Source organism: Prauserella aidingensis, from assembly GCF_024171865.1.
Lineage (GTDB): Bacteria > Actinomycetota > Actinomycetes > Mycobacteriales > Pseudonocardiaceae > Prauserella > Prauserella aidingensis.
Genome location: NZ_JAMTCN010000003.1, coordinates 1 through 24800, shown reverse-complemented (window position 1 = coordinate 24800; position 24800 = coordinate 1). Strand labels below are relative to the sequence as shown.

The 24800-nt window shown below is 71.9% G+C and carries 20 protein-coding genes and 2 tRNA genes; 10 read left to right on the top strand and 12 right to left on the bottom strand.

What is annotated here, in order from left to right:
* Positions 1 to 97: 97 nt before the first annotated feature.
* A complete protein-coding gene (locus LY13_RS04200; RefSeq protein ID WP_253826822.1) occupies positions 98 to 1054 on the bottom strand; it encodes a proline dehydrogenase family protein in 957 nt (318 codons plus the stop codon).
* 5 nt (positions 1055 to 1059) lie between these two features.
* A complete protein-coding gene (pruA, locus tag LY13_RS04195) occupies positions 1060 to 2697 on the bottom strand; it encodes an L-glutamate gamma-semialdehyde dehydrogenase (protein WP_253826821.1) in 1638 nt (545 codons plus the stop codon).
* A gap of 183 nt (positions 2698 to 2880) precedes the next feature.
* Here pruA and LY13_RS04190 point away from each other — a divergent pair, with 183 nt between their 5' ends.
* Entirely contained in the window at positions 2881 to 4560 is a 1680-nt protein-coding gene (locus LY13_RS04190; RefSeq protein ID WP_253826820.1) for a PucR family transcriptional regulator, read from the top strand.
* A 233-nt stretch (positions 4561 to 4793) separates the two neighbouring features.
* Positions 4794 to 6158, top strand: coding sequence for a dicarboxylate/amino acid:cation symporter (locus tag LY13_RS04185; RefSeq protein WP_253826819.1), 1365 nt, complete (start codon positions 4794 to 4796; stop codon positions 6156 to 6158).
* Positions 6159 to 6503: 345 nt separating this feature from the next.
* Here the strand turns inward: LY13_RS04185 and LY13_RS04180 are convergent.
* Positions 6504 to 6579 (bottom strand) — tRNA-Lys (locus tag LY13_RS04180).
* 282 nt (positions 6580 to 6861) lie between these two features.
* Here LY13_RS04180 and LY13_RS04175 point away from each other — a divergent pair.
* The gene (locus LY13_RS04175; RefSeq protein ID WP_253826818.1) at positions 6862 to 8067 is read left to right on the top strand and encodes a L,D-transpeptidase; all 1206 of its coding nucleotides are present in this window, start codon (positions 6862 to 6864) and stop codon (positions 8065 to 8067) included.
* A 189-nt stretch (positions 8068 to 8256) separates the two neighbouring features.
* On the opposite strand, the gene LY13_RS04170 is transcribed toward LY13_RS04175, so the two are convergent.
* Together LY13_RS04170 and orn are read right to left on the bottom strand one after the other, a co-directional pair.
* Positions 8257 to 8332: transfer RNA gene (locus tag LY13_RS04170), tRNA-His, on the bottom strand.
* Positions 8333 to 8429: 97 nt separating this feature from the next.
* The gene (orn, locus tag LY13_RS04165; protein WP_253826817.1) at positions 8430 to 9032 is read right to left on the bottom strand and encodes an oligoribonuclease; all 603 of its coding nucleotides are present in this window, start codon (positions 9030 to 9032) and stop codon (positions 8430 to 8432) included.
* A 275-nt stretch (positions 9033 to 9307) separates the two neighbouring features.
* Here orn and LY13_RS04160 point away from each other — a divergent pair, with 275 nt between their 5' ends.
* The 4 genes from LY13_RS04160 (at position 9308) to LY13_RS04145 (ending at position 14577) form a co-directional block, all read left to right on the top strand.
* Complete coding sequence (locus tag LY13_RS04160; protein WP_253826816.1) at positions 9308 to 10357, top strand: DNA-3-methyladenine glycosylase family protein; 1050 nt, start codon at positions 9308 to 9310, stop codon at positions 10355 to 10357.
* Between the two features lie 29 nt (positions 10358 to 10386).
* Positions 10387 to 11112: a M50 family metallopeptidase gene (locus LY13_RS04155; protein WP_253826815.1), complete on the top strand. Its 726-nt coding sequence runs from the start codon at positions 10387 to 10389 to the stop codon at positions 11110 to 11112.
* 141 nt (positions 11113 to 11253) lie between these two features.
* The gene (locus LY13_RS04150; RefSeq protein WP_253826814.1) at positions 11254 to 12495 is read left to right on the top strand and encodes an aldehyde dehydrogenase family protein; all 1242 of its coding nucleotides are present in this window, start codon (positions 11254 to 11256) and stop codon (positions 12493 to 12495) included.
* A 360-nt stretch (positions 12496 to 12855) separates the two neighbouring features.
* Positions 12856 to 14577, top strand: a complete 1722-nt coding sequence (locus LY13_RS04145; protein WP_253827235.1) for a DEAD/DEAH box helicase — start codon at positions 12856 to 12858, stop codon at positions 14575 to 14577.
* A 74-nt stretch (positions 14578 to 14651) separates the two neighbouring features.
* On the opposite strand, the gene LY13_RS04140 is transcribed toward LY13_RS04145, so the two are convergent.
* From LY13_RS04140 to LY13_RS04130, 3 genes are all read right to left on the bottom strand, one after another.
* Entirely contained in the window at positions 14652 to 15767 is a 1116-nt protein-coding gene (locus LY13_RS04140; protein WP_253826813.1) for an adenylate/guanylate cyclase domain-containing protein, read from the bottom strand.
* A gap of 7 nt (positions 15768 to 15774) precedes the next feature.
* Positions 15775 to 16224: a universal stress protein gene (locus LY13_RS04135; protein ID WP_183654502.1), complete on the bottom strand. Its 450-nt coding sequence runs from the start codon at positions 16222 to 16224 to the stop codon at positions 15775 to 15777.
* A gap of 90 nt (positions 16225 to 16314) precedes the next feature.
* Entirely contained in the window at positions 16315 to 17433 is a 1119-nt protein-coding gene (locus LY13_RS04130) for a chromosome segregation protein (RefSeq protein WP_253826812.1), read from the bottom strand.
* A gap of 332 nt (positions 17434 to 17765) precedes the next feature.
* Here LY13_RS04130 and LY13_RS04125 point away from each other — a divergent pair, with 332 nt between their 5' ends.
* The gene (locus LY13_RS04125) at positions 17766 to 18143 is read left to right on the top strand and encodes an SPW repeat protein (protein ID WP_253826811.1); all 378 of its coding nucleotides are present in this window, start codon (positions 17766 to 17768) and stop codon (positions 18141 to 18143) included.
* 65 nt (positions 18144 to 18208) lie between these two features.
* Here LY13_RS04125 and mce read toward each other — a convergent pair whose 3' ends face one another.
* Positions 18209 to 18655: a methylmalonyl-CoA epimerase gene (mce, locus tag LY13_RS04120; RefSeq protein ID WP_253826810.1), complete on the bottom strand. Its 447-nt coding sequence runs from the start codon at positions 18653 to 18655 to the stop codon at positions 18209 to 18211.
* Positions 18656 to 18844: 189 nt separating this feature from the next.
* On the opposite strand from mce, the gene LY13_RS04115 reads away from it, so the two are divergent.
* A complete protein-coding gene (locus tag LY13_RS04115; RefSeq protein ID WP_253826809.1) occupies positions 18845 to 20029 on the top strand; it encodes an acetyl-CoA C-acetyltransferase in 1185 nt (394 codons plus the stop codon).
* 98 nt (positions 20030 to 20127) lie between these two features.
* Here the strand turns inward: LY13_RS04115 and LY13_RS04110 are convergent, their stop codons facing one another.
* Positions 20128 to 21057, bottom strand: coding sequence for a LysR family transcriptional regulator (locus LY13_RS04110; RefSeq protein WP_253826808.1), 930 nt, complete (start codon positions 21055 to 21057; stop codon positions 20128 to 20130).
* A gap of 81 nt (positions 21058 to 21138) precedes the next feature.
* On the opposite strand from LY13_RS04110, the gene LY13_RS04105 reads away from it, so the two are divergent.
* A complete protein-coding gene (locus LY13_RS04105) occupies positions 21139 to 22587 on the top strand; it encodes an MFS transporter (RefSeq protein ID WP_253826807.1) in 1449 nt (482 codons plus the stop codon).
* 40 nt (positions 22588 to 22627) lie between these two features.
* On the opposite strand, the gene LY13_RS04100 is transcribed toward LY13_RS04105, so the two are convergent.
* Both LY13_RS04100 and LY13_RS26130 read right to left on the bottom strand, forming a co-directional pair.
* On the bottom strand, positions 22628 to 23683 hold the full coding sequence (locus LY13_RS04100) for a class I mannose-6-phosphate isomerase (protein ID WP_253826806.1): 1056 nt from the start codon (positions 23681 to 23683) through the stop codon (positions 22628 to 22630).
* Positions 23684 to 23753: 70 nt separating this feature from the next.
* Positions 23754 to 24773 (bottom strand): DUF222 domain-containing protein, encoded by a 1020-nt coding sequence (locus LY13_RS26130; protein WP_372493759.1) that lies wholly within the window; start codon positions 24771 to 24773, stop codon positions 23754 to 23756.
* Positions 24774 to 24800: the final 27 nt, after the last annotated feature.

Here is a 24800-nt window from a genome sequence, read left to right as displayed (position 1 = left end):
GTCCGCAGGCCGGCGTGACACGGCCAACAACCCCAGGGGCACCCTGGTTGCGTTGAATGCAACCAGGGTGCCCCCGGGGGAGTCGTTCGGCGGGCGCCTACTTCGTCGACGTCAGCGCACGGAGGAACAGCGCCAGGTTGGCGGGTTTCTCGGCCAGTCTGCGCATGAAGTAGCCGTACCACTCGGTGCCGTACGGCAGGTACACGCGCAGGTGACGCGCCTGGCCGACGAGCCGCACCTGCTCGGTGTCGCGGACGCCGTAGAGCATCTGCAGCTCGTACTCGTCGGCGCTGCGCCCCGCTTCGGCCGCGAGCCGCAGTCCGGCCTCGACCATCGCCGGGTCGTGCGTGGCCACCATCGGATAACCCCGGCCGTGCATCAGCACGCGCAGACACCGGACGTACGCCTCGTCCACCGCGTCGCCCTGATGCGCCACGCTCGGCGGTTCGGCGTAGGCGCCTTTGCACAGCCGGATGCGCGATCCCGGCCCGGACAGGTCGGCGCAGTCGGCCTCGGTCCGTTTGAGGTAGGCCTGCAGCACCGTTCCCAGGTGCGGAAAGTCGCTGCGCAGCTCACGGACGATGGCCAGCGTCGAGTCGGTCGTCGTGTGGTCCTCGGCGTCCACCGTGACCCACACGCCCGCCTCCTCGGCCGCGGCGACGATCTTGTGCGCGTTCTCCAGCGCGATCCGGTCCCCGTCCGCGCCCACGAACTGCCCGAGCGCCGACAGCTTCACCGACACCTCCACCGGGCGCGGACCCTCGGCCTCGACCTGCCTGCCCGTCAGCGGGGCGAGGGCCGACAGCAGCGACAGGTACGCCGACACGGTCGCCGTGGCCTGCGAGGCATCGGTGGTGTCCTCGCCGAGGTGATCGATCGTGATGAAGCGGCCCGACGCGAGGATGTCGCGGGACGTGGCGAGCGCTTGCTGCTCGGTCTCGCCCGCCACGAACCGGTCCACGACCTTGCGCGTGAGCTGCAGCCGCGAGGCCGTCCGTTCGAGGCGCTTCGACCTCGCCGCGGCCAGCAGGCCCGTGCGCAGCGGAGACGGCATGGTGATCACACCCCCTGGTGCGGGTAGCGGTGATCGGTCGGGGCCACGAACGTCTCCTTGACCGAGCGTGCCGAGGCCCACCGCAGCAGGTTCTGCGGCGACCCGGCCTTGTCGTTGGTGCCCGAGGCGCGGGCGCCGCCGAACGGCTGCTGGCCCACGATCGAACCGGTCGGCTTGTCGTTGATGTAGAAGTTGCCGGCGGCGAACCGCAGCTTCTCGGACGCCCTGGCCACGGCGTCGCGGTCGTTCGCGATCACCGCGCCGGTCAGGGCGTACGCGGAGCCGGAGTCCACCGTGTCCAGGATCTCATCGAACGCGCCCGGCTTCGAGTCGTCGTAGACGTGGATCGCCAGGATCGGGCCGAAGTACTCCTTGCTGAACGCCTCGTCGGTCGGGTCGTCGCCGAGCAGGATCGTGGGCTCGATGAAGTAGCCGACGCTGTCGTCGGCGCCGCCGCCCGCGGCGATCGTCAGGCCGGGCGTCGACTTGGCACGCTGCAACGCTGCGGCGTTGCGGTCGAACGAGCGCTTGTCGATGACGGCCCCGCCGTAGTGGGACAGGTCCGCCACGTCTCCGTAGGAGAGCGCCTCGGTCTTGGCGATGAGGTCCTCGCCCATCGTCGCCCACACCGACTTCGGGATGAATGCGCGCGAGGCCGCCGAGCACTTCTGCCCCTGGTAGTCGAACGCCCCGCGGATGAGGGCCGTGGTGAGGACGTCGGGGTCGGCCGAACCGTGCGCGACGACGAAGTCCTTGCCGCCGGTCTCGCCGACCAGGCGCGGGTAGGAGCGGTAGCGCGAGATGTTCGTGCCGACCTCGGCCCAGAGGGTCTGGAACGTCTGCGTGGAGCCGGTGAAGTGGATACCGGACAGCCGCGGGTCGGCCAGCACGACGTCGGAGATGTCGGGGCCCGGTCCGGTGACGAGGTTGATGACGCCCTTGGGCAGGCCCGCCGCCTCGAGCAGCTGCATCGTCAGGTACGCCGACACGGCCTGGGTGTCCGACGGCTTCCACACGACCGTGTTCCCCATCAGCGCGGGCGCGGTCGGGAGGTTGCCCGCGATGGCGGTGAAGTTGAACGGCGTGACCGCGTAGACGAACCCTTCGAGCGGGCGGTACTCGACGCGGTTCCACACCCCGGGCACCGACAGCGGCTGTTCGGTCATCAGCTGGCGGGCGAAGTGGACGTTGAACCGCCAGAAGTCGATCAGTTCGCACGGGGCGTCGATCTCGGCCTGGTAGGCGGTCTTCGACTGGCCGAGCATCGTCGCCGCGGCGATCGTCTCGCGCCACGGACCGGACAGCAGGTCGGCGGCGCGCAGGAAGATCGCGGCGCGCTCGTCGAACGGCATGGCGGCCCAGGCCGGGGCCGCCGCGTTCGCGGCCTCCACGGCGTCACGGACGTCCTGCTGCGTGGCGTGGGTGAACGTGCCGAGCACGGAGGCGTGCTTGTGCGGCTGGACGACGTTCTGCACGGTCGTCGCACTCCGCCGGTGCTGCCCGTCGATGACGTGGTGCACCTCGGTGGGGTTCGCGTCCAGTTCGGCCAGCTTCGCCTCCAGCCGGGCGCGTTCGGGCGTGCCGGGCGCGTACGAGTTGACCGGTTCGTTCGCGGGCTGCGGAACGTTGGTGATGCCGTCCATGGACCTCGTGACCTCCTTCGGGGCGATGCGAGCGGGTTCGCCGCACGCCGGAAGTGAAGCAGGACGTGAGTGCCCGTAAACTGGGCCGATCGAACGAAGAAATCGGGACGCCCTTGTTCGATCGGACAACGCGCGACCGGGCAGCGCGCGATCAGGCAACGCATCGGACAACGCAGTTGGGCAATGACGGCGGAGAGGGTGGCGCGGGTGGAGGGCGACGGCCGGACGATCACGCTGCGTGAACTCGTCGAGGCGCTCGACACCGCCGTCGTGGGTACGGCCGTGGGTGATCCGTCCGCGGTGGTCGCCTCGGTGGCGCTGGTCGACGGTGCGGAACTGACCGCCGACGCCGGAGCCGCCGACGTGGGAGCCGCCTCCGAACCGGGCGACGCGATGTCCGCTCCGCCCGACGTGTGCCTGCACGTCGGCGTCCGCGACGAGGAGGCGCTGGCGTACTTCACGTCGCTCGCGGGCCGTCCGCCGAGCCTGCGTCCCCGCGCGGTGCTGTCGAAGACCACGTCCCCGGAGGTGTGTGCGGCGGCGCGCGGCGCCGACGTGGCGCTCGTCGAAGTGCATCCGCGGGCGCGCTGGGACCACGTCCTGCCCCGGGTGCAGCGGATGCTCGACCGCAGCCACCGGCACACCGCGCCCGCCGACCCGGACCTGCTCGCCGCCGACACGGACCTGTTCGACCTGGCCCAGAGCGTGGCCCGCAACGCGGGTGGCATGGTGTCGATCGAGGACGCCGCGTCCCGCGTGTTGGCGCATTCGCCGTCCGACGAGACCGCCGACGAACTCCGCACGCTGTCGATCCTGGGCAGGGAAGGTCCGCGCGACTACCTGCGGGTGCTGCACCGGTGGGGCGTCTACGACCGGTTGCGCACCGGCGACGAGGTCGTCGACGTGCCCGAACACGCCGAACTCGGCACGAAACGACGCCTGGTCGTCGGCATCCGCGAACCGGCCGACGACGGCGAGACGGGGCGCACACTGGGCTCGATCTGGCTGCAGCAGGGGGAGCAGCCGTTCGCCGCGGACGCCGCCGAGGTGCTGCGCGGGGCCGCGGCGATCGCGGCGCGGATCATCGTGCGCACCCACAACGCGCCGTCCACGGAGGAACTGCTCATCCGGCGGTTGTTCGGCCTGCACGGCGAGGGAGTGGACGTGCCGTCGTTGGCGGGCGCGCTGAACCTGCCGTCGGCCGGGCCGGTCGCGGTCATCGGGTTCGCGGCGTCGGCCCGCGGCAGGCTCGGCCGGGCGGGCAGCGTGCTGCGCCTGCACGCGAGCGCGTTCCGCCGCGACTCGGTGACGACGATGTTCGGCGACCGTGCCTACGTGCTGCTGCCGGGATACGCCTCGGAGCAGGCGGTCGCCGCGTGGGCGCGGCAACTGGTCGGTGCGCTCGAGGAGAGCCGGTCGGTGGTGCTGCGCGCGGCCATCGCGGCGGGGGTGGCGCACCTCGGAGACGTCGCGGCCGCGCGCGCCGAGGTCGACCGGGTGCTGGACGGCACCGCCGAGCATCCGCCGGAAAGCCGGGTCACGACGCTCGCCGAGTCCCGGACAGCCGTGTTGTTGGGCGAGATCCTCGACCTGGTCGGCGCACGGGAGGAGCTGCACGACCCGCGGGTGGAGGCGCTGCGCAGCTACGACGACCGGCACGGCACCGAGCTGCGCGCGAGCGCCGCGGCGTTCCTGGCCGACCACGGCGACGTCCGCAGCGCGGCCGAGCGCGTGCGGGTGCATCCGAACACGTTGCGCTACCGCCTGCGCCGCGTCGAACAGGTGACGGGCCTCGATCTTCGGGATCCGTCCGACCGGCTGTTGCTGGAACTCCAGCTGGCGATGCGGTCCCGCCGCGACTGAGGACGGCCCGCCGCCGGAGGGTGCTCAGGGCAGGGTGCCGGGGTTCCCGTCGCCGGAGCGCTGGACCCGCCGGTGGGCGGGTCGGCGGTCGGCACGGTCGACATGGTCTCAGCCGCCGGTTCGTCGGGGCCTCGACGAACCGGGTTCCACGATCTGGGACGCGGAAGACGAGGCGCTCGCATCGTGTTGTGGCTACCGGATCTATCGGTAACCCCCGTCTTCGGAGCGACTTCGTGTCCTTGCTGCGCGTGTATACGAAACCCGCGGTCTTCGCGTCCGCGGTCATCGGTTCTCTTCTCCTCGGTGCCGGACTCGGCGCACTGGCCCGTGTCACCGACACGACCTGGCTCGCCGAGGTGCTGGACCAGGTCGGTTCGGTGTTCACGACGCTGCTGCAGATCGCGGTCGTGCCGCTGGTGTTCACCGCCATCATCGTCGGCATCAACAGCCTGCGCGGCCTGGGCGGCGGGCGCACCGCGGCGCGGCTCGGCGGGAAGACCGTCGCGTGGTTCGCGACGACGTCGTTGATCGCCGTGCTGATCGGCATCGGTGTCGGCCTGCTGTTCGACCCGGGAAGTGGCGGTCTCGGCGGGGTGCAGGCGACGGCCGAGAACGCCGAGAAGGCCGCGGGAAGCGTCGGCGAGTGGGGGTCGTGGACGGCGTTCCTCGACGGCATCGTGCCGGACAACTTCGTCGCCGCGTTCGCCGAGGGGCAGACGCTGCAGGTGCTGTTCCTGGCGCTGGTGATCGGCGCCGCGGCCTACAGTCTGGGGGAGCGCGCCGCGCCGTTCATCGACGTCGTCACGAGCGTGTTCGAGATCATCCAGCGGTACCTGGGCTGGATCGTGCGGCTCGCCCCGCTGGGCATCCTGGGTCTCATCGGTTCCGCCGTGGCCGAGTACGGCGACTCGCTGTTCCGCCCGTTGCTGTCGATCACGGCGGCGGTCTACGTCGGCAGCGGACTGGTCATGTTCGTCGTCTACCCGACGTTGTTGCGCCTCGTGGCGCGGGTGAGCCCGGGGCGGTTCTTCGGCAAGGCGTGGACCGCGATCCAGTTCGCGTTCGTGTCGCAGTCCTCGGGTGCGACCCTGCCACTGACGCGGCAGACGACGGTGAACCTCGGCGTGGATCCCGGCTACGCGGCGTTCGCCACACCGCTCGCGAGCGCGACCAAAATGGACGGCTGCGCGGCGGTGTTCCCGGCGATCGGCGCGATCTTCATCGCGAACATCTCCGGGGTGTCGCTGAGTGTCGGGCAGTACCTCGGCATCGTCGTCGTGGCCGTGTTCGGTGCACTCGCGACGGCGGGCACCACCGGCTGGCTCACGGCGCTGACGCTCACGGGCACGGTCATCGGGCTCGACCCGGCGCAGGTCGCCACGGGTATCGCCCTGATCTACTCGGTCAACCCGATCATGGACATGATGCGCACCGCGACCAACGTCGCGGGCCAGATCGTGGTCCCGACCGTGGTCGCCCGTACCGAGGGGCTGCTCGACGATGACGTGCTGCGTACTCCGAGCGCTCCGCCACTGTTGACCGACACGGGCGCCAGGGCGAGCGACGGCAGCGGCGCCAAGGCGACCGCGGCGGTCTGACGCCGCGTCTCACCGACCGCGAATCCTCAGGGGGAGAACTCCGGCGCGATCCTGTGTGGATCCAGTGCCCGTGTGGATCCAGTGCCCGTGTGGATCCGGAGTGCGCGCCCGCGATCGCCACGACGACACCGTGGCGATCGCGGGCGCCCGTCCGTGCACAGCAAGTGGTCCGTACCACTTGTCGGCGTGGGTCGGCCGGAGCCGGCGGGTCACGGCATGCGGCGGCCGCGCTCGACACCGTGGCAACGACGGTGGAGGAGCCGTGGCAACCACGGTGGACGAACGGCACCATGATCACCACATGGTCCGAAACGAGAAGAGCCCCAGACCGATGGCCTGGGGCTGTGGTGCGCCGTCAGGGACTCGAACCCCGAACCCGCTGGTTAAGAGCCAGCTGCTCTGCCTATTGAGCTAACGGCGCGTCACTCGAATGAAAACCCGGTCGCTCTGGCCTGCCCGGCCCGGCGTCCTCGGTCTCCCTTGCGACGGGAAAAAGATTAGCACGGTGCGTGAGGGGCCCGAACGACCCCCCTCCCGTTTCGCGTCGCCGCACGTCGCGGCGTGGGAGTGCCCGAGGGCCGGAGACAACGAATCGGGGTGCTCGCGCGTCTCACTCGTGTTAAAGCCGCCCCGATCGGGGGAGTGCTCCGGCAGACTGGCGGCATTCGCGCAAGGACGGACAACGTCAACTGAAAGGTTGTCGATGGGGCGTTGGGGGATGGCCGGCACCGGTAGGTGGGTTCGGCTGGCAACGATCATGGTCGTCGGGGGCGCGCTCGTCGCAGGGTGCTCCTCGGCGACGCAGGAGCAGGGCTCGGGAGGCGGGGGCGGTTCCGCGGACACGACGCGGCCGCCGCAACCCGCCGAGCTGGACCTGTCGGTGGAACCGGGTGAGAGCGACGTCGCACCCGGCGGCGCGTTCACGGCGACGGTGCAGCACGGCACGATCACCGAGGCCTCGCTCGTGGGCGAGGACGGCACCGTCGTCGAGGGCGGGACGACGTTGCAGGACACCGCGTGGCGGGCGTCCGAGGCGCTGGGGTACGGCAAGACCTACACGTTGAAGGCGACCGCCGAGGGGCGGGACGGCGAGACCGTCACGGAGAAGGCGACGTTCACGACGGTCGTTCCGCAGGGGCAGGCCGAGGTGTCGCTCAACGTGCAGGACGGGCAGAAGGTCGGCGTCGGCATGCCGCTGATGTTCACGTTCAGCACCGACGTGCCCGACCGCGAGCTGGCGGAGAAGGCGCTGCGCGTGCGCACCGACAACGACACCGAGGGCGCGTTCCGCTGGCGCAGCGACTCCGAGGTCCTGTGGCGGCCGAAGGAGTACTGGGAACCCGGCACGAAGATCACGGTGGACGCGGCCGTCTACGGCAAGCCGCTCGGTGGCGGGCTGTACGGAGCGCAGGACCGGAAGGTCTCCCTGGAGATCGGCCGGAAGGTCACGGCGATCGCGGACGGGAAGTCGCACCACATGTCCGTGTTCGTGGACGACGAGCGCGTCAGGCGGATGCCGATCTCGATGGGCAAGCCCTCCTCGCCCACGCCGAACGGTGCGTACACGGTGATGAGCGAGCACCACGGCTACACGATGGACTCCAGCACCTACGGGGTGCCGACCGACAGCAGCGACGGCTACCGGTTGACGGTCGACTACGCCACGCGCATGTCGTACTCGGGCATCTTCTATCACTCGGCGCCGTGGTCGGTGGGCTATCAGGGCAACACCAACACCAGTCACGGCTGCATCAACCTGGCCCCCGACGACGCCGCGTGGTTGATGAAGAACTCGAAGCCGGGCGACGTGATCAGGGTGCGCAACTCCGGCGGGCAGCCGCTCGACTGGACCGACGGCTGGAGCGTGTGGCAGATGTCGTGGGACGAGTGGACCTCGGAGGAAGCCTGACGCTGCGCCGGCCGCGCTGAGCGCCGGTCTCCCTGCAAAGGCGGGAACGGGCGCCGGGAATCTCCCGTGTCCCGTTCCCGCCGTCACGCGGGCGGCTCAGGACCGGCGCTTCTGTGCCGGGTGTCATGGGACACAAACAACCCCGGAGGGGATACCTCCGGGGTTGTCACCGCGTCAACTGCAGTTGTGTGGGGTGAATGACGGGGCTCGAACCCGCGACCTCCTGGACCACAACCAGGTGCTCTACCAGCTGAGCTACATCCACCATGCGAGCCGCTGAGCGCCTCGGCTGACACATCGTAGCGCACCGTTCCCGCCCGGTTTCGGGGAGGTCCACCACGGGCGGGTCGGGCGTCGGGCGGTTATGACGTGGCGGTGGTCTTCTCGGCGGCGGCGCGTGCTTCGTCGCTGGTCGGGCCGGGGTGGGGCACGAACGCGGTCGCGCGGTAGTAGCGCAGTTCGGCGATCGACTCCTTGATGTCGGCCAGCGCGCGGTGGGCCAGCCCCTTCTCCGGCTTGGCGTAGTACACCCGCGGATACCAGCGGCGCACCAGCTCCTTGACGGACGAGACGTCGACCATGCGGTAGTGCAGGTGGGCGTCGAGTGCCGGCATGTCCCGGGCGATGTAGCCGCGGTCGGTGCCGATCGAGTTGCCCGCCAGCGGAGCGGTCTGCGCGTCGGGCACATACCGCTTGATGTGGTCGAGCACCTGCTGCTCGGCATCGGCGAGGGTGATCGTCGAGCGGCGCACCTCGTCGGTCAGCCCCGACTTCGCGTGCATCTCGGCCACGACGTCCGGCATGGTCGCCAGCGCCTCGTCGTCGGCGTGGATGACGAGGTCGAGGCCGTCGTCGAGCACGTTGAGGTCGGCGTCGGTGATGAGTACGGCGATCTCGATCAGCGCGTCGGTCGCGAGATCGAGTCCGGTCATTTCGCAGTCGATCCAGACTAGACGGTCGTTCACCCGGTCACACTAACGCGCCGCCCCGACGCCGTGTGCCACGAGTGGTCGCCCGCCGTGTCATCGGAGCGGGTGGAGCGGGTGGCGCGGCGGGCGGCGGCACGAGTGGACCTTTCGTGGCGGCGCGCGGCGACGAGAATTCGACACTCGTGTCACATTCCCCATGAAAACCCCGACTTCGCGGAATCGTCGATGGTGTGCGGACCAGTCATCGCTCTAGTGTTCGAATCACGACAGGAGCGAGGTGCCTCGCAGGCGGGGCGGGAAGTGGGGGACGTATGACGACCGGCGACGCGGGAAGAGCACCGGCGGAGGGGACGCCGGTGCAGGCCGTGACGACGCGACTCGAACCGGCGACCTGTGACGAGATCGACCTCGGCGCCTCGGGGAGTGTCGCCCACGTGGTGGTGCCCGCGGTGGGTCGCGACCTGTGGCGCGGCGGCGAGTTGCGGTTGGCGTTCCTGACGGACGGAGGTCGACGCGGTGCCGGGGGCCGCCGCGGTGTCGGCGACCGGCGCGCCGTCGGGGTTCACGTGCGGCGGCGATCACCCGCGATGCTGGAGTTCCGAGTCGGGGCGGCACCTCGCCGGGCCGGTGCGGACATCGGTCCGCGAGCGCGGGACGCGCCACCGCAGGCAGCGGCGGAGGTGCCGCAGCCCGAGGCGGAGCGGGCGGTGGCGCAGACTCGCCGGGTGTTGTCGTTGGACTGGGACGGCGCGTCGTTCTCGGCCACCGCGGGCCGCGACCCGGTTCTCGACGGGCTCCGCCGGGCGAACCCCGGAATCCGGCCGATCCTGTTCGGGTCGCCGTACGAAGCGGCGTGCTGGGCCGTGGTCTGCCAGGGGCTGCGGACCGAGCAGGCGGTCGCCCTGTACTCGCGGCTGGTCACGCGGTACGGCCGGGTCGTCCCGGTGGGCGGCAGTAGCCGGGTGGTGCTCGCACCACCCGCGGAGTTGCGGGCCGTGTCGCCCACGACACGACTGTCGGCCCGTAAGCGCGAACGTCTGGCGGTCGTGGCCGAGGCGGCCGAGGCCGGCCTGCTCGACGCGGCCGCACTACGGTCGATGGAGCCCGGCGAAGCGGTCGACCTGGTGGACCAGCTGCCGGGAATCGGGCCACTGTCCGCGGAACTCGTCGTGGCCCGTGGCGCCGGGCATCCCGACGTGTTCCCGGCGCACGACCGCGTCCTGGCCGCGGCGATGCGGGAGCTTTACGACGGCCGGTTCGTCGACGTGGCCGAGCGCTGGCGGCCGTACCGGAGTTGGGCGAGCTTCGTGATCAGGTCCGCCGCGGTGCTGCACGGTGTTCGCCCCGGGGTGTCACGGTGAGCCGACAGTGGTTGTGGTGAGCTGGCGCGGTGCAGGACCGTATCGACGACATCACCCGCGCGTTCGACCTCGACGCCACCACGGCGGGCACCATCATCCTCATCAGCGGTGTCGCCACGCTGATCGTGGTGCTCTCCGGAACGCCGTGGCGGCTCGCGCGCAACGTACTGACGATCGTCCACGAGGCGGGACACGCGCTCGCGGCGCTCGTGGTGGGCAGGCGACTCCAGGGCATCCGGCTGCACTCGGACACCTCGGGCGTCACCGTGTCGCGCGGACGGCCCGAGGGTCCGGGCATGGTGCTGACGTCGCTCGCAGGCTACCCGGCGCCGGCACTGCTGGGCCTGCTGTACTCGTGGCTGGTGTGGGCCGAGCAGCTCTCGGCGGTGCTCGGCGTGACGGCGGTGCTGCTGCTCGGCGTGCTGGTCCTGGTGCGCAACGCCTACGGGGTCTTCTCGGTGCTGGCGTCGGCCGCCGTGCTCGGCGCCGTGGCGTGGTTCGCCCCGCCGGGCGTTCAGGCCGTGTTCGTGTACGTCGTGACGTGGTTCCTGGTCCTCGGTGCGGTGCGGCCCCTGTTCGAACTGCAGAGCAAACGCCGTCGCGGGGCCGCCCGCGACTCGGACATCGACCAGCTCGCCCGGTTGACCGGCCTCCCGGCCGCGCTGTGGCTGCTCGTGCTGGGCGTCCTGATCGGAGGATGTGCCGTCGTGGGCGGGATGCTGCTCGTCGACCCGGCCGTCGGCGGGCCCCTGTAGCCCCCTGAGCAGGCGACCGACCCGGGGACCGGCCGTGGGCGCGCACCGGCCGTGGGGCACACTGAGGAGTCGACACCGTGACGATGACGGTGCGGACGACTGCGGGCTCGGCGCCCGCGTGAGCGGGGAAGGGCTCTGGCTGTGACGGACGAGGTCGCCAAGGCTGTCGAGGAGTGCGCGCGTGTGGCCAAGCACGCGGCGCCGTCGCTGGCGACCGCGTCGGACGAGGCGATCGACGCCGCTCTGACCGCGATGGCCGACAGGCTGGTCGAACACCGGGCCGACATCCTCGCCGCCAACGAGGCGGACGTGACCCGGTCCCGTGCCGAGGGGATGAGCGCAGGTCTGCTCGACCGGCTCACCATCACCGAGGACCGCCTGACCGGGATGGCCGACCAGCTCCGGCTGCTCGCCGGCGCGCCGCACCAGGAGCGCTCGGTCGACGTGTCCGCGCTCGACGGCGGGCTGAAGCTCGTCGAACGGCGCAGGCCCGTCGGCGTCATCGGCGCGAACTACGAGGCGCGGCCGAACGTCACGGTCGACGTGGCGTCGCAGCTCGTGAAATCGCGCAACGCGGGTGTGCTGCGCACCGGCTCGGCCGCGCTCGGCTCGGCGCAGCGGCTGATCGAGGTCGTCGTCGCCCCCGCACTCACCGCCGCCGGTATCGACGCCGGCGTCGTCCAGCTCGTGCCGCGCACCGAGCGCGACGCGGCGGCGGCGCTCGTCCGACTGCCGGACCTGGTGCCGTTGGTCATCCTGCGGGGGAGCGGCGAGACCACCCGGGCGCTCGCGACCGAGGGTGCGACGCACGGCGTGCGCACGCTCGCGCACGCCGACGGCGGCGGCGTGCTGTACGTGGACGAGGCGGCCGACGCCGACACGGTCGCCGATCTCGTCGGCGGCAGCCTCGACCGGCTCGGCGTCTGCAACCGCCTCAACCTGCTGCTGATCCACTCCGCCGTCTACGAGCGGCTGTGGCCGGTCGTCTCCGAGGCCCTCGCCGGCCGCGAGGTGACCCCGTCGCTGCCGCCGCACGACCACGCGATCGGCTACGAGTGGGCACTGGACTCGGACCGCGAGGCCACGGTGACCGTCGCACCGGTCGACGGGCTCACCGAGGCCGTGATGATCGCCAACGAGCAGACCTCCGGCCTCGCCGCGGGGATCGCGACCGAGGACGCCGCCACGGCCGAGGCCTTCTTCGACGCTTATCAGGGCACCGGCGTGTTCTGGAACGCCCCGACCCGGCTGCTGGACGGCTTCAAGCTGCTCGGCGTGCCGGAGACCGGCATCAACCTGGACCGCGTGCCCGGCCCTCGTGGTCCGGTCACCTACACCGACCTGTACGTCCGCCAGTACGCCGTTCTGCCGGCGTCGCGGTGAACGCACTCCCACCGCCGCAGTACGTGCGGCCGGTGGTCACCTCTGTCGGGGATGTCACGGCTGTGGCGTCGCCGCACACTCCCCGGATCAGGAAGGTCCACCACAGTGAACGACAGCGCTTCCGGCGACAGCATCGATAGCGCCACCGGCGCCGCGGCGGTCCCGGACCACGACGACATCGCGGGCGGCCCCACCGCCGCCACCGACGACACCGACACCGACGTCATCGACACCGCCACCGACGACTCCACCACCGACGTCGACACCCCCGCCGAGCGGGACGACCCCGCCGAGCCGGACGACACCGACACACCTGCCGAGACCGACACCCTCGACACGCCGGCCGAGAGCGACGACGCGATCGGCGAGGTCGGCGAGACCGGCGAGACCGGCGGCGAGGCGGGCGTGACGTTCGCCGACCTGGACCTGCGTCCGGAGCTGCTCAGCACGTTGTCGGCGCTCGGGTACGAGGAACCGACCCCCATTCAGCGGGAGGCGATCCCGCCGGTACTGGCAGGCCGCGACCTCGTCGGGCAGGCCGCCACGGGTACGGGCAAGACGGCGGCGTTCGCGTTGCCGATCCTGCAGCGCATCACCGGCCACGGAAAGGGCCCCGGGCCGAAGGCGCTCGTGCTCACACCGACCCGTGAACTCGCCGTGCAGGTCTCGGAGGCGTTGCACCGCTACGGCGGCGAACTCGGCACGCGGGTGCTGCCCATCTACGGTGGTCAGCCCATCGGCAGGCAGCTGAAGGCTCTCGAACGCGGCGTCGACGTGGTGATCGCGACGCCGGGCCGGGCGCTGGACCACCTGTCGCGGGGCACGCTGTCGCTCGGCGAACTGAGCATGGCGGTGCTCGACGAGGCCGACGAGATGCTTGACATGGGCTTCGCCGAGGACATCGATGCGATCTTCGCGGAGATGCCCACGCAGCGGCAGACGATGCTGTTCTCCGCGACGATGCCGCCGCGCATCAACGGCCTCGTCAAGCGGTTCCTCACCGAGCCGGCGCACATCAGCGTCGGCAGGGAACGCACCGCGGGCGGTGCCGAGTCGCCGATCACGCAGACCGCCTACGTCGTCCCACGCGGGCACAAGCCCGCGGCGCTCGGCCGGGTGCTGGACGTCGAGTCGCCCGCCGCGGCGATCGTGTTCTGCCGTACTCGCGACGAGGTGGACACACTCACCGAGACGCTCAACGGCCGGGGTTACCGGGCGGAACCGCTGCACGGCGGGATGAACCAGCTGCAGCGGGACCGGGTCGTGGAACGTCTCCGCGGGTCGAGTGCCGACCTGGTGGTCGCCACCGATGTCGCCGCGCGGGGACTGGACATCGATCAGCTGACGCACGTCGTCAACTACAACGTGCCGAGCGCACCGGAGTCGTACACGCACCGCATCGGCCGCGTGGGCCGCGCGGGCCGCGAGGGCACGGCCATCACCCTCGCCGAGCCGCGTGAGCACCGCATGCTCAAGACGATCGAACGCGTCACCGGGCACAAGATCGCCGTCAAGAAGCTGCCGACGATCGCCGACCTGCGCGCCCAGCGGCTCGAGCAGACCCGATCCTCGCTGATCGAGGCGCTGCAGGACACCGCGGACCTCGACAGGTTCCGCTCGGTCGTCGAGCCGCTGGCCGACGAGTACGACGTCGTCGAGATCGCGCTCGCGGCGGTCAAACTGGCGCACGAGGCGGGCGGCACGATCACCGAGGAGGAGGAGATCCCCGAGGTGAAGGCGTGGCCGCCTGCGGACGGCAAGCGCGGCGGCAAGCGCGACGGCGCCCAGGGCGGGCCCGGCGGTGGCAAGCAGAAGGCCGGCCGCGCCGTCGGACCCGGCATGACGCGCCTGTTCGTGGGTGTCGGCCGCACGTCCGGGGTCCGGCCGCAGGACCTCGTCGGTGCGATCGCGGGCGAGTCGCGGCTACGGGGCCGGGACATCGGCGCCATCGACATCGCCGATCGGTTCTCGCTCGTCGACGTGCCCTCCGGCGCCGCCGACGACGTGATCGCAGCCCTGAAAGGCACGAGCATCAAGGGGCGCAAGGCCACGGTGCGCCGCGAGCGGCACCAGAAGAAGTAACGAGGCTCGGCAGGCTTGCTGCGCCGGTGGGTCCACCTCCGCCCCCGGTCAGCAGCCCCGGTGTCGGCGGAGCCTCAGTCGTCGCGTTCGGCCGTGTCGCGGCCCGAGGCACTGCCCTCCGACGCGCCGCCTTCCGGAGCGTCGCCTCCCCGGGTGTCGTGCTCCGGTCTGCTGAGGCCGAGCAGTTCGGCCGCGAGTTGCTGGCCGCTCGGGATGCGCCGGGACGTGCCCGCACGCCGCAGCACGCCGGGCCGGAGCCTGCTGTAGCCGCGGACCGAGGTCGCGCGGCGGGACCGCACGTCGTAGTCGTCGAGCTCGGCCAGGTCGCGGCCGAGCTCGCGATCCACGAGGACCGTGCCGGGCCGGGCCAGCGACGTCAGCCTGCTCGCCAGGTTCACCACCGAGCCGTACACGTCGCCGAACCGGCCCAGCACCCGGCCCGCGGCCATGCCGACGCGCACGTGCGGCAACTTCTCGTCGTCGCCCGCCCGTTCGGCCAGGGTCAGCGCGATCTCCGCGGCGGCGGCAGGCTCGTCGCAGACGAACAGCACCTCGTCGCCGATCATCTTCACGATCCGCCCGTGGCGTTCGGCGATGATGTCCGAGGCGAGCGCTTCGAACCGTTCCAGCACGGCGCTCAGTGCGTCCTCGTCGACCCGGCGGGTCATGCGCGTGTAGCCGACCATGTCGGCGAATCCGACCACCTCGGTGCGCGACTCCGGTTCCTCGTCGGCCGCGGTGAGCAGCCGGGCCGAGTACGCCGCCAGATGACGGCGCCACACGAAGTTCTGCACCTGTTCGAGCTCCGGCAGCACGCTCTCGACGAGCTTGCCGATGCGGCGCTCGTCGCCCGCCAGCTTCGGGTTGTCGGCGACCAGCGACCACAGCAGGTCCGCCTGCCATTCGGCCAACCGGGACAGGTGCAGTCCCACGGCGCGGGCCACGGACGTCTCGAGGTCCTCGTCGAGCAGCCCGGCCGTCACGAGCCGGTCGACGATGCGCACCGCCTCGACGTCGGCGTCGGTGAACACGACCTCGTCGTCGGCGGCGGTCGCCAGGCCGAGCGCGCGCCACAGCCGCTTCGTCCGCTCGGGTGGGACACCGGCCTTCTCCGCGACCTGCAATCGCGTGTATTTGCGTTTGCCGTCGAGGAGGATCCGCTCCAGCCGGCGCGCGAGCGCGTCGTCCACGGGCGGCCTAGGTGGTGTGCACGATCAGCACGTCGACGCCGGACTTCCGCGCCACTTCGGACGGCACCGAACCGAGGATGCGGCCGGCGAGCGTGTTGAGCCCGCGGTTGCCGACGACGAGCAGGTCGGCGCGACGTTCCTGGGCCGTGCTGCGCAGCGCGTCCACGGCCTCGCCCTTGACGGCGACCGTCTCGATGTCGCGGGCACCGGCCTTCACGGCGCGGTCCCGCGCCGACTGCAACGTGTCCTCGGCGGGCGCGGACCCGACGACCTGGTACGCCTCGTCGCCGAGTTCGTCCTGCGCGCGCAACACCTCGTCCTTACCTGCGGGGAAGTAGGCGCACACGATCACCACCGTGGCACCGGAGTCCGCCGCGACGGCGGCGGCACGGTCCACGGCGGCAAAGGACGAGTCGGAACCGTCCGTGCCCACGACGACGGTCTGGTAAGCGGCCATGCTTCTCGCATCCTCCAGCGGGCTCGGTGAACCTCGGCGGTACTGCTGGCCGAACAGTAGCCGGTCGCCGTACCGGGGGCTACACCGTACCTACTCGCGAGTCGCTTCCGCTCCCGACGCTCCCGCCGACGCACCGGCGTGGGCCTTCTGCCCGTTGCGCTTCGCCGCCGTCTCCGCAGCGGCCTGCTTGCCCTCGATGGCGGAGTCGACCTCGGCGAGCATGGACTTCGCGGACACGACCTGGTCGGCGACCTTGTGCCGGAGCGTGCGCAGCGCTTCGACCTTGCCCTTGGCGTCGGCGACGCGGCGCTGGGCGATCTCGGTGGCCTCGCGCACGCGGCGGTTGGCTTCCTCCGTCGCTTCGCGGACCCGGCGGTTGGCCTCGTCGGTCGCCTCGGCGACGCGCGCGTTGGCCTCGCTGATCGAGTTCTGCTTACGCCGGTTGGCGTCCTCGACGGACTCGCGCTGCCGCCGCTCGATGTCGGCCTTCGCCTTGGCCTCCTCCTCGGCGACCTCGGTGCGGATCGCGGTGGCCTCCTCCGTGGCCTCGCGGACCCGGCGCTCGGCCTCGGCCTTGCTCGCCGCCTCCTGCTCGGCCAGCTCACGCATCGCCTCGGTGCGACGCGTGGCCATCGCGATCTCGAAGTCCTCCTCGACCTTGGTGCGGTGCTGCTCGGCCTCGGTGTCGAGGCGGTCGCGCTCCTCCTTGGCCTTGGTGAGGATCGAATCGGCCTCGGCCCGCGCGTCGGCGATCACCTTGCGGTGCTCGGCCTCCATCTCGCGGCGCCGCTCGGCCAGTTCGGTCAGCAGCTGTTCGTAGCGGGCGCGCATCGCGCTCGCGTCGGCCTCGGCCTTCGCACGGATGTGCCCGGCCTCGGCCTCCGCGCGCGCCTGCGTGTCGGCCGCCTCCTCCTGCGCGAGCCGGAGCATGCGCTGGAGACGTTCGGAGAGCCCTTCGATCGTCGTCGGCGGTTGCGCGAGCCGGTCGACCTGTCCGCGCAGGTCGTCGATCTCGACGCGGGCCGACTCCAGCTGTTTCGCGAGATCGCCGGCCTGGGAGATCGCCGCGTCGCGGTCGGAGGTGAGCATCCGCAGATCGGCGTCCAGCCGTTCCAGGTGCTCATCGACCTGTGCCCGGCTGTAGCCGCGCTTCTCGAAGTCGAAGCCGGCCCCCAGCGGCACGAGATCCCGTTCGTCGCCAAGGCTCATGTCCCCACCCTAACCGCACGTGTGATCGCCACGCCGCCGAATGCGGCCGTGGCGTGGCAGCGCTTCACGCGAGGTTCACAACCGGGCCGCGCCGTGCGCGCCTGCTCCTCGTCGATTCCGGGGTGCGCTGGGAAAACGCCGACGTCCGGACCACCGTCGACGGCATTGACCGGACGCGGGAGCGAGGCGCATCCTGACACGAGGGGTCGCCGTCGGCACCACTTCGATCGGCAGGCGGGCACCAGCACACCTGCCGGCGCGTGGACCGGCGGTCGACCCCGACGGCGGGCACAGCGGTGTCCGCCGTGGGTCGACCCCAGGAGGTGATCACGATGTCCGGATCATCGACTCATCCGGCACGTCCGTGGACCCGGCCGCACGACTGGGCCGAGGTGATTCTCGGTGCGGTACTCGCGCTGTCCCCGCTGTGGCTCAGCACCGGTACCGGAGCGGCGTGGACCATGTCGCTGCTCGGTGCGCTCATCGCCGTCGACGGGCTGGTGTCGCTGGCCATGCCCGGCATGATCGTCGGCGAGGGCATCCAGGTGGTACTCGGTGTGCTGGCGTTCGTGTCGCCGTGGGTGATGGGCTACACGGCCTTCACCGGCGCGGCGTGGACGTCCTGGATCATCGGTGGGCTGACCGTGCTCGTCGGCGCGGCGGCGGTACCGGTGGCCAGCGCCGCACATCGGATGGCGGGCCAGCACTAGCGGCCGGCGCACTGTCGCTCACGGCGCTCGGTGACGGCGCCGTGAGCGGTCACCGGCCCTGGCGGTCAGGCCGGCTGCACCAGTTCCACGAGCACGCCGCCCGCGTCCTTCGGGTGCACGAAGTTGACCCTGCTGTCGGCGGTGCCGCGTGTGGCCTCCGCGTACAGCATCCGCAACCCCTTGTCCCGCAACGCCTGCGCGGCCGCCTCGACGTCGGTGACCCGGTAGGCGAGCTGCTGCAACCCCGGGCCCTTGGTGTCGAGGAACTTCGCGATCGTGGAGTCCTCCCGCAGTGGCGCGAGCAGCTGCACCGCGGGGCCGCCCTCGTCGCCCGGCGCGTGGAGCATCGCCTCGCGCACGCCCTGTTCCTCGTTGACCTCGACGTGGGTGGCTTCGAGGCCGAAGCTGTCGCCGTAGAACGAGATCGCCTCGTCCAGGTCGGCGACGGCGACGCCCACGTGGTCGATCGTCGTGATGAACGGCGCCAGCGCCGCGGTTGCCTGCTGCTGCATACGCGCAGGATAAGCCCGTCGCTGCGGCGGCGGGGGTGCGGTTGTTCACACGGTGGGTTGTGCCGCCGCGGCGGCCGGTGCCGCCCCGGCGACCGGTATCGTTTCGGGGCGAAGCGCCGCTGGCGCACAGGCCGCGAGGCGTGCTTGGTCAGCGCCGAGAAGCATTCGTCAACGCTTGGAGGAAGACACGTGTCCGGTTCCGTGATCCTGGGGGCGGCCCGCACGCCGATCGGCCGGTTGCTCGGTTCGCTGAAGGACTTCTCGGGCGCCCAGCTCGGAGGAGTCGCCATCAAGGCCGCTCTCGAACAGGCGGGCGTGGCGCCCGAGAAGGTGCAGTACACGATCATGGGCCAGGTGCTGACCGCGGGCGCGGGGCAGATGCCCGCCCGGCAGGCCGCCGTCGACGCAGGCATCCCGATGGACGTGCCCGCCCTGTCGATCAACAAGGTGTGCCTGTCCGGCCTGGACGCCATCGCCCTCGCCGACCAGCTGGTGCGCGCCGGTGAGTTCGACCTGATCGTGGCGGGCGGCCAGGAGTCGATGACCCAGGCGCCGCACCTGTTGCCCAAGTCGCGTTCCGGGTTCAAGTACGGCGACGCGACGCTGGTCGACCACATGGCCTTCGACGGGCTGCACTGCGCGTTCGACCAGGTCGCGATGGGCGTGTCGACGGAGAAGTACAACGAGCGCTACGGCCTGACCCGCGAGCAGCAGGACGAGTTCGCGGCACGGTCGCACCAGCGCGCTGCGAAGGCCATCGCCGACGGCGTGTTCTCCGCCGAACTGGCGCCCGTCGAGGTGCCGCAGCGCAAGGGCGACCCGGTCGTGTTCGACACCGACGAAGGCGTGCGCGGTGACACCACGGCGGAGTCGCTGGGCAAGCTGCGCCCGTCGTTCGCGGCGGACGGCACGATCACGGCCGGTTCGGCGTCGCAGATCTCCGACGGTGCCGCGGCGGTCGTCGTCGCGAGCCCGGCGATGGCCGAGAAGCTGGGCCTGACCCCGCTCGCCGAGATCGGCGCGCACGGTGTCGTGGCCGGGCCCGACGCGAGCCTGCACGAGCAGCCGTCGAACGCCGTGGGCGCGGCGCTGCGCAAGGCCGGTCTCGAGGCCTCGGCGCTGGACCTGGTGGAGATCAACGAGGCGTTCGCCGCGGTGGGTCTGGTCTCGACCGACAAGCTCGGCATCGACCCGGAGATCGTCAACGTCAACGGCGGTGCGATCGCACTCGGCCACCCCATCGGCGCCTCCGGTGCCCGGCTGGCCGTGCACCTGGTCCACGAGCTGCGCCGCCGCGGCGGCGGCCTCGGTGCCGCCTCGCTGTGCGGTGGTGGGGGACAGGGCGACGCGCTGTTGCTGAACGTGCCGAAGTAGCCGACGCGGCCGCCCGACCGACGGCGGCCCGTGCCGTACACAGCCGGCGCCGGTGAGCCCCGTGGCTCCCGGCGCCGGCGTGTGTCGGCCGACCGCGTTCACCCGGGTTGCGGCGCCTCGGTGGGCAGCAGCTCCGCCGCGACGACGTTGATCGCCTCGAGGGACTCGGTGACGAGCGGATGGCCCGCGTGGCCGCTCCGGGTCGCGGCGAGCACCCTGCGCGCGGGAGCCGGGTCGCCGGAGAGCGGGATGCGGGCCACCGGCCGGTCGTCGTGCAACCGCGCGAGCCGGGGCACGAGGATCACCCCGAACCGTCGCTCGACCAGTGCCGCTCCGGTGTCCCACTCGTCGGCGTAGTGCGCGACGTTGGGGGAGAAGCCGGCCGCGGTGCACGCCGTGCGCACCAGGTCGTGGTACGCGGTGCCGGGACGTCCGACGATCCACTCCTCGTCGGCCGCGTCGGCCAACGTGATGCGGCGCCGCGTGGTGAACGGGTGGTCCTCGGGCACGACGAGGTCGAGTGGGTCGTCCAGCAGGGGCTGCTGGTGGAATCGTTCGTCGCCGGTCGGCGGCGTGTGCTCGGTGTTGATCACCAGTGCCAGGTCCGCGTCGCCTGCCAGGAGCAGGTCGAAGCACCGGCCCGGTTCGGCCTCGATCACGCGCACCCGGACGTGGGGATACCGGTCGCGCAGGGTGGCCGCCACCGGGGGCAGCAGGTGCGTGGCGGCCGTCGAGAACCCGCACACCGTGAACGGACCGCTGGGCTCGTCGGAGAGGGCGGCGAGTTCGGCGTAGGCACGTTCGGCCTGTGCCGCCAGGACGTCGGCGTGCCGCAGCACCGTGCGCGCCGCGGTGGTCAGCCGGATCCCGCGGCCCTGGGTCTCCAGCAGCGCGACGCCGAGTTCCTCGGACAGCTGGCGCAGTTGGTAGGAGACCGCCGAGGGCGTGTAGTGCGAGGCCGCCGCGGCGGCCGTGACGGTGCCGTGCCGGGCCACCAGCTGGAGCACGCGCAGCTTCGGATCGATCATGCAGTCATTTTGCACGGTCACGACGAAAATCGTTTGATTCTCCTCAGGGGTTACCGGCGGCATCCTGGTCGTGTGCTGCTGATGGAACGTCTCACTTCCCTGCGTCGCCCCGTTTCCACCTCGCCCGCCGGTACCGGTGCGTACGTGCTCGTCGTACTGACGTTCGGTGCGTACCTGCCGAGCACGCTCTATCCCGCCTACCAGCGGGTCTTCGGGATCGACGATTTGACCATGACGGTCGTCTACGCGACGTTCGCCCTGGTCAGCGCCCCGGCGTTGCTGTTGTTCGGGCAGGCCACCGATGCGCTGGGGGCGAGGCCGGTGCTGCGTGGGGCGCTGGTCGTCGCGGCGGCGGGTTCGGCGTGTTTCGTCGCGGCGACCGACACCGGGTGGCTGCTGGCGGGCCGTGCGGCACAGGGCCTCGCACTCGGCGCGGCGACGGCGGCCGCGAGCGCACTGACCTCGCTGCACGGCGGCAGGCGGATCGCCCCGGCGGCGTTGGCCGGCATCGCCTTCGTGGGCGGCACCGCGGCGGGACCGGTCGTCGGCGGCGTCCTCGCGCGGCACGCGCCCGCACCGGAGACGCTGCCGTTCGCGCTCCACCTGGCACTGCTGGCGATCGGCTGGCGGCTGGTGTCCCGCCTGGGCGCCGGTGCGCCCGGGATGACGGTGACGGCGGGCCTGGCCCGGTGGCGCCCCACGAAACCGAAGATCCCGCGCGGCATGCGCAGGGTGTTCGCCTCGGCCGCCGCCGCGGGGTTCCTCGCGTGGACGGTGGCGGGCCTGTTCCTGGCGATCATCCCCACGCTGCTCGACCGGGCCGGGCAGGCGAACCCGGCGGTGACGGGCGCGATCCTCGGACTGGTACTCGTGTGCTCGGTGGCGACGCAGCCGCTCGTCGGCAGGCTGAGCGACCGGCGGGCACAGGTCATGGGACTCGGCGCGCTACTGACGAGCCTGGCGTTGCTGGCGGTCACCGCGGGCGCGTCGACCACGGTGACCCTCGTGGCCGCGGTGATCGCGGGCGCCGGGCACGGGCTGGCCTACGGCGGGGCGTCGGCGGCGGTCGACGCCGTGGCGCCCGTCGCACGCAAGGGCGCGATCACCGGGGCGTTGCACGTGGCGTTCTACCTCGGGTCGGGGGCGCCCGCGGTACTGGTCGGGCTGATCACGCTCGCGCATCCGCTCGCCGTCGCGACGACGTGGGTCACGGCCGCCGCCGCGGCGGCGGTGCCGCTCGTGGCCGCGGCGGTCGTCGGCTTCCAGCGCCGGGCGTACCCGGTCCGTCGGGTGCGGGTGTGGTGGCCGGGCGGCCTGCGGCGCCGGGGAGTCGGCATTCGGAGGGGACTCGGCATTCGGAGGGGAGCTGCCGTGCCGTCGCAGCCTGCCACGGCGCCGCCGCGCTCCGGAGACGCGCCGTCACGCGAACGCCGACTCCGGACCGCGGCCACTCGTCCCGGCAGGGGGCCTGCGTTCCTGCGCCCACGTACGCGGTCGGCGGAGCGCAGGCGCAGCCGCGCCCGCCGCTGAGCACTCGGCCGTCGCGGTACGGTCGCGCCGACCCGGCCGATCAGGCCGGTGGGCGGCAGCACACGACGGTGACGTCGCCGGACAGTTCCACCGGTCCCGCTCCGTACGGCACGACGACGGTGTCGCCCCGCGCGATCGCGCGGCCGCCGCGGTCGCACGTGAGGGTGCCCGCGCCGTCGATCGCCACCAGGACGGCGAACCCCGGCGTGAGGGTGATCGCGGCGGACTCCGCGGCCGAGGGGCGCAGCCGGTCGGCGCGGAAGAACCCGTCGGCGAGCGGTGCGAGCAGCTCGGTGGTCCCACCGTCGCCGGCGTGCGGGCCTGCGGCGCCGGCATCGACGCCGTCGCCGCGGCGGATCAGTGAGGTCAGGCGTTCGGTGTCCCATCCGGAGGTGTCCAGCACCTGCAGTGCGGTGTCGAAGCCGACGCCCAGGTGGCCCTGCTCGGGGGAGTCGAGGAAGTCCCGCCACTCCAGGGTGAGCGAGAAGTCGGTGGGCTGTTGCAGTTCGACGACGAACACGCCCGCGCCGATCGCGTGCGGCAGGCCGGCCGGGATCACGACCGTGTCGCCGGGTGCCACGGGGACGGCGTTGAGCGCGTCGAGCATCGACGGCGCGTCCTGGTCCCGCACCCACTCCCGCACCGTCGCGGGAGGCGTCGTCTCCCGGAATCCGGTGTAGACGGTCGCGTCGTCACCGCTGGTGCCGAGGACGACCCACGCCTCGGTCTTGCCGAAGTGCGAGTCGAAGTGGGCGCGGGCGAACCGGTCGTCGGGGTGGAAGTGGACCGGCAGCCGCTGGCCGGCGTCGAGCAGTTTCACCAGCAGTGCGGTCGAATCGCCGAACCGGCGCAGGTGCGCGTCGCCGAGCCAGCCTCGCGGGTCGGCGGTGACGGCGTCGGCCAGCCACCGGCCGTCGGGCAGACGGGTCAGTCCCTCGGGGCCGCCCGTGAACCGTGTGGTCGTCGAGGCGACCCAGTCCTCGGGTCCGTACTCACGGGCCTCGTCGCCACGGAGTGCGGCGATGGCGGCCCCGCCGCGGTAGAACTGCGGCGGCTGGTTGGCGGGCAGGAAGATCGGTTCCAGTGGCTCCGGCACGGCTCCGCACTGTAGGGCACGAACCGGGTGGCGGGGTGAAGGACGGCGCCTCCGTCAACTCCGGGGCGGTTCACTCCGAGAGTTCCGTCCTTAGGGGCTGAACGGTGGGCTGTCGTTGCTGCGGGGTTCCAGGTCGGTGGGTTCTCGCTTCGGCGCGGGCGGGCGGACGACCTGTTCGCCCGTGACCTGCTGTCCCGTTGTCCGCGGGGGCAGTGCGCGCCGTGGTGTCGCGTGTCGGCGTCGGGTGTTTCGGGGTGAGGACGGGCCGGCGGTGTGCGGTGTAGGTGGACCCGTGCGGTGTCGTCACGCGGGTGACCCCGTGGACGGGGTCGTAGCGGGTGTTCCAGCCGGGCCGGTCTTTCAGTCGGTGGTGGCGTCGGCAGCGTGGGCCGCCGTTGGCGGCCGAGGTGGAACCGCCACCGCCGGCGCCGGTGGTGGCCCAGGGGTGTTCGTGGTCGTGGTCGCAGTGTCGGGCCGGGCGGTGACACCACGGCATGATGCATTCGCGGTCCCGTACGCGCACGAGGTCGCGGATCGTGGCACTCGGCCGCCTCCGCGTTCGTCCCAGATCGACGGGGTCGCCAGTGCCCGGGTCGCACAACACCGCGCGCCAGCTGCTACGGGTGTTGGTCATGATCTCCCGAGCGATCGGGGCGGGTATCGGCCCGTAGCCGTCCAGTTCGCACCCCTCGTCGGAGATCGACAGAGCCGCATCAGCCGGAACGTGTACGTAAACCATCGCCGCAGCCTCCGGCGCTGCGGCACCGGGATCGCGGCCCAACAACAGATCGGCGGTCACGTCCGCCCGCAGCTGATCCAGCGTGCGGCCGTGGCCGTCACGGCGTAGCGACCGGGCCATTCCATCCACCCGCGTATAGCAGGCGCCGGCCACCTCGGCAGGCAGGTGCGCTTCGAACGAGGACATGACGTGCTCGCCCGGTGTGAGTTCGACCCGGCGTTCCGCCCGTGCTCGTCGTGCGCGTTCGGTCTGCCCGCCCGGATCGACCTTCTCCACCAACCTGCGCACACGTTGGGCCAGATTCCCGGCTTGCCACGCCGTTTCCGGCGCCTCCACCAGCCGCTCCGCCAACAACGCATCGACACCCCGGGCCGCGTC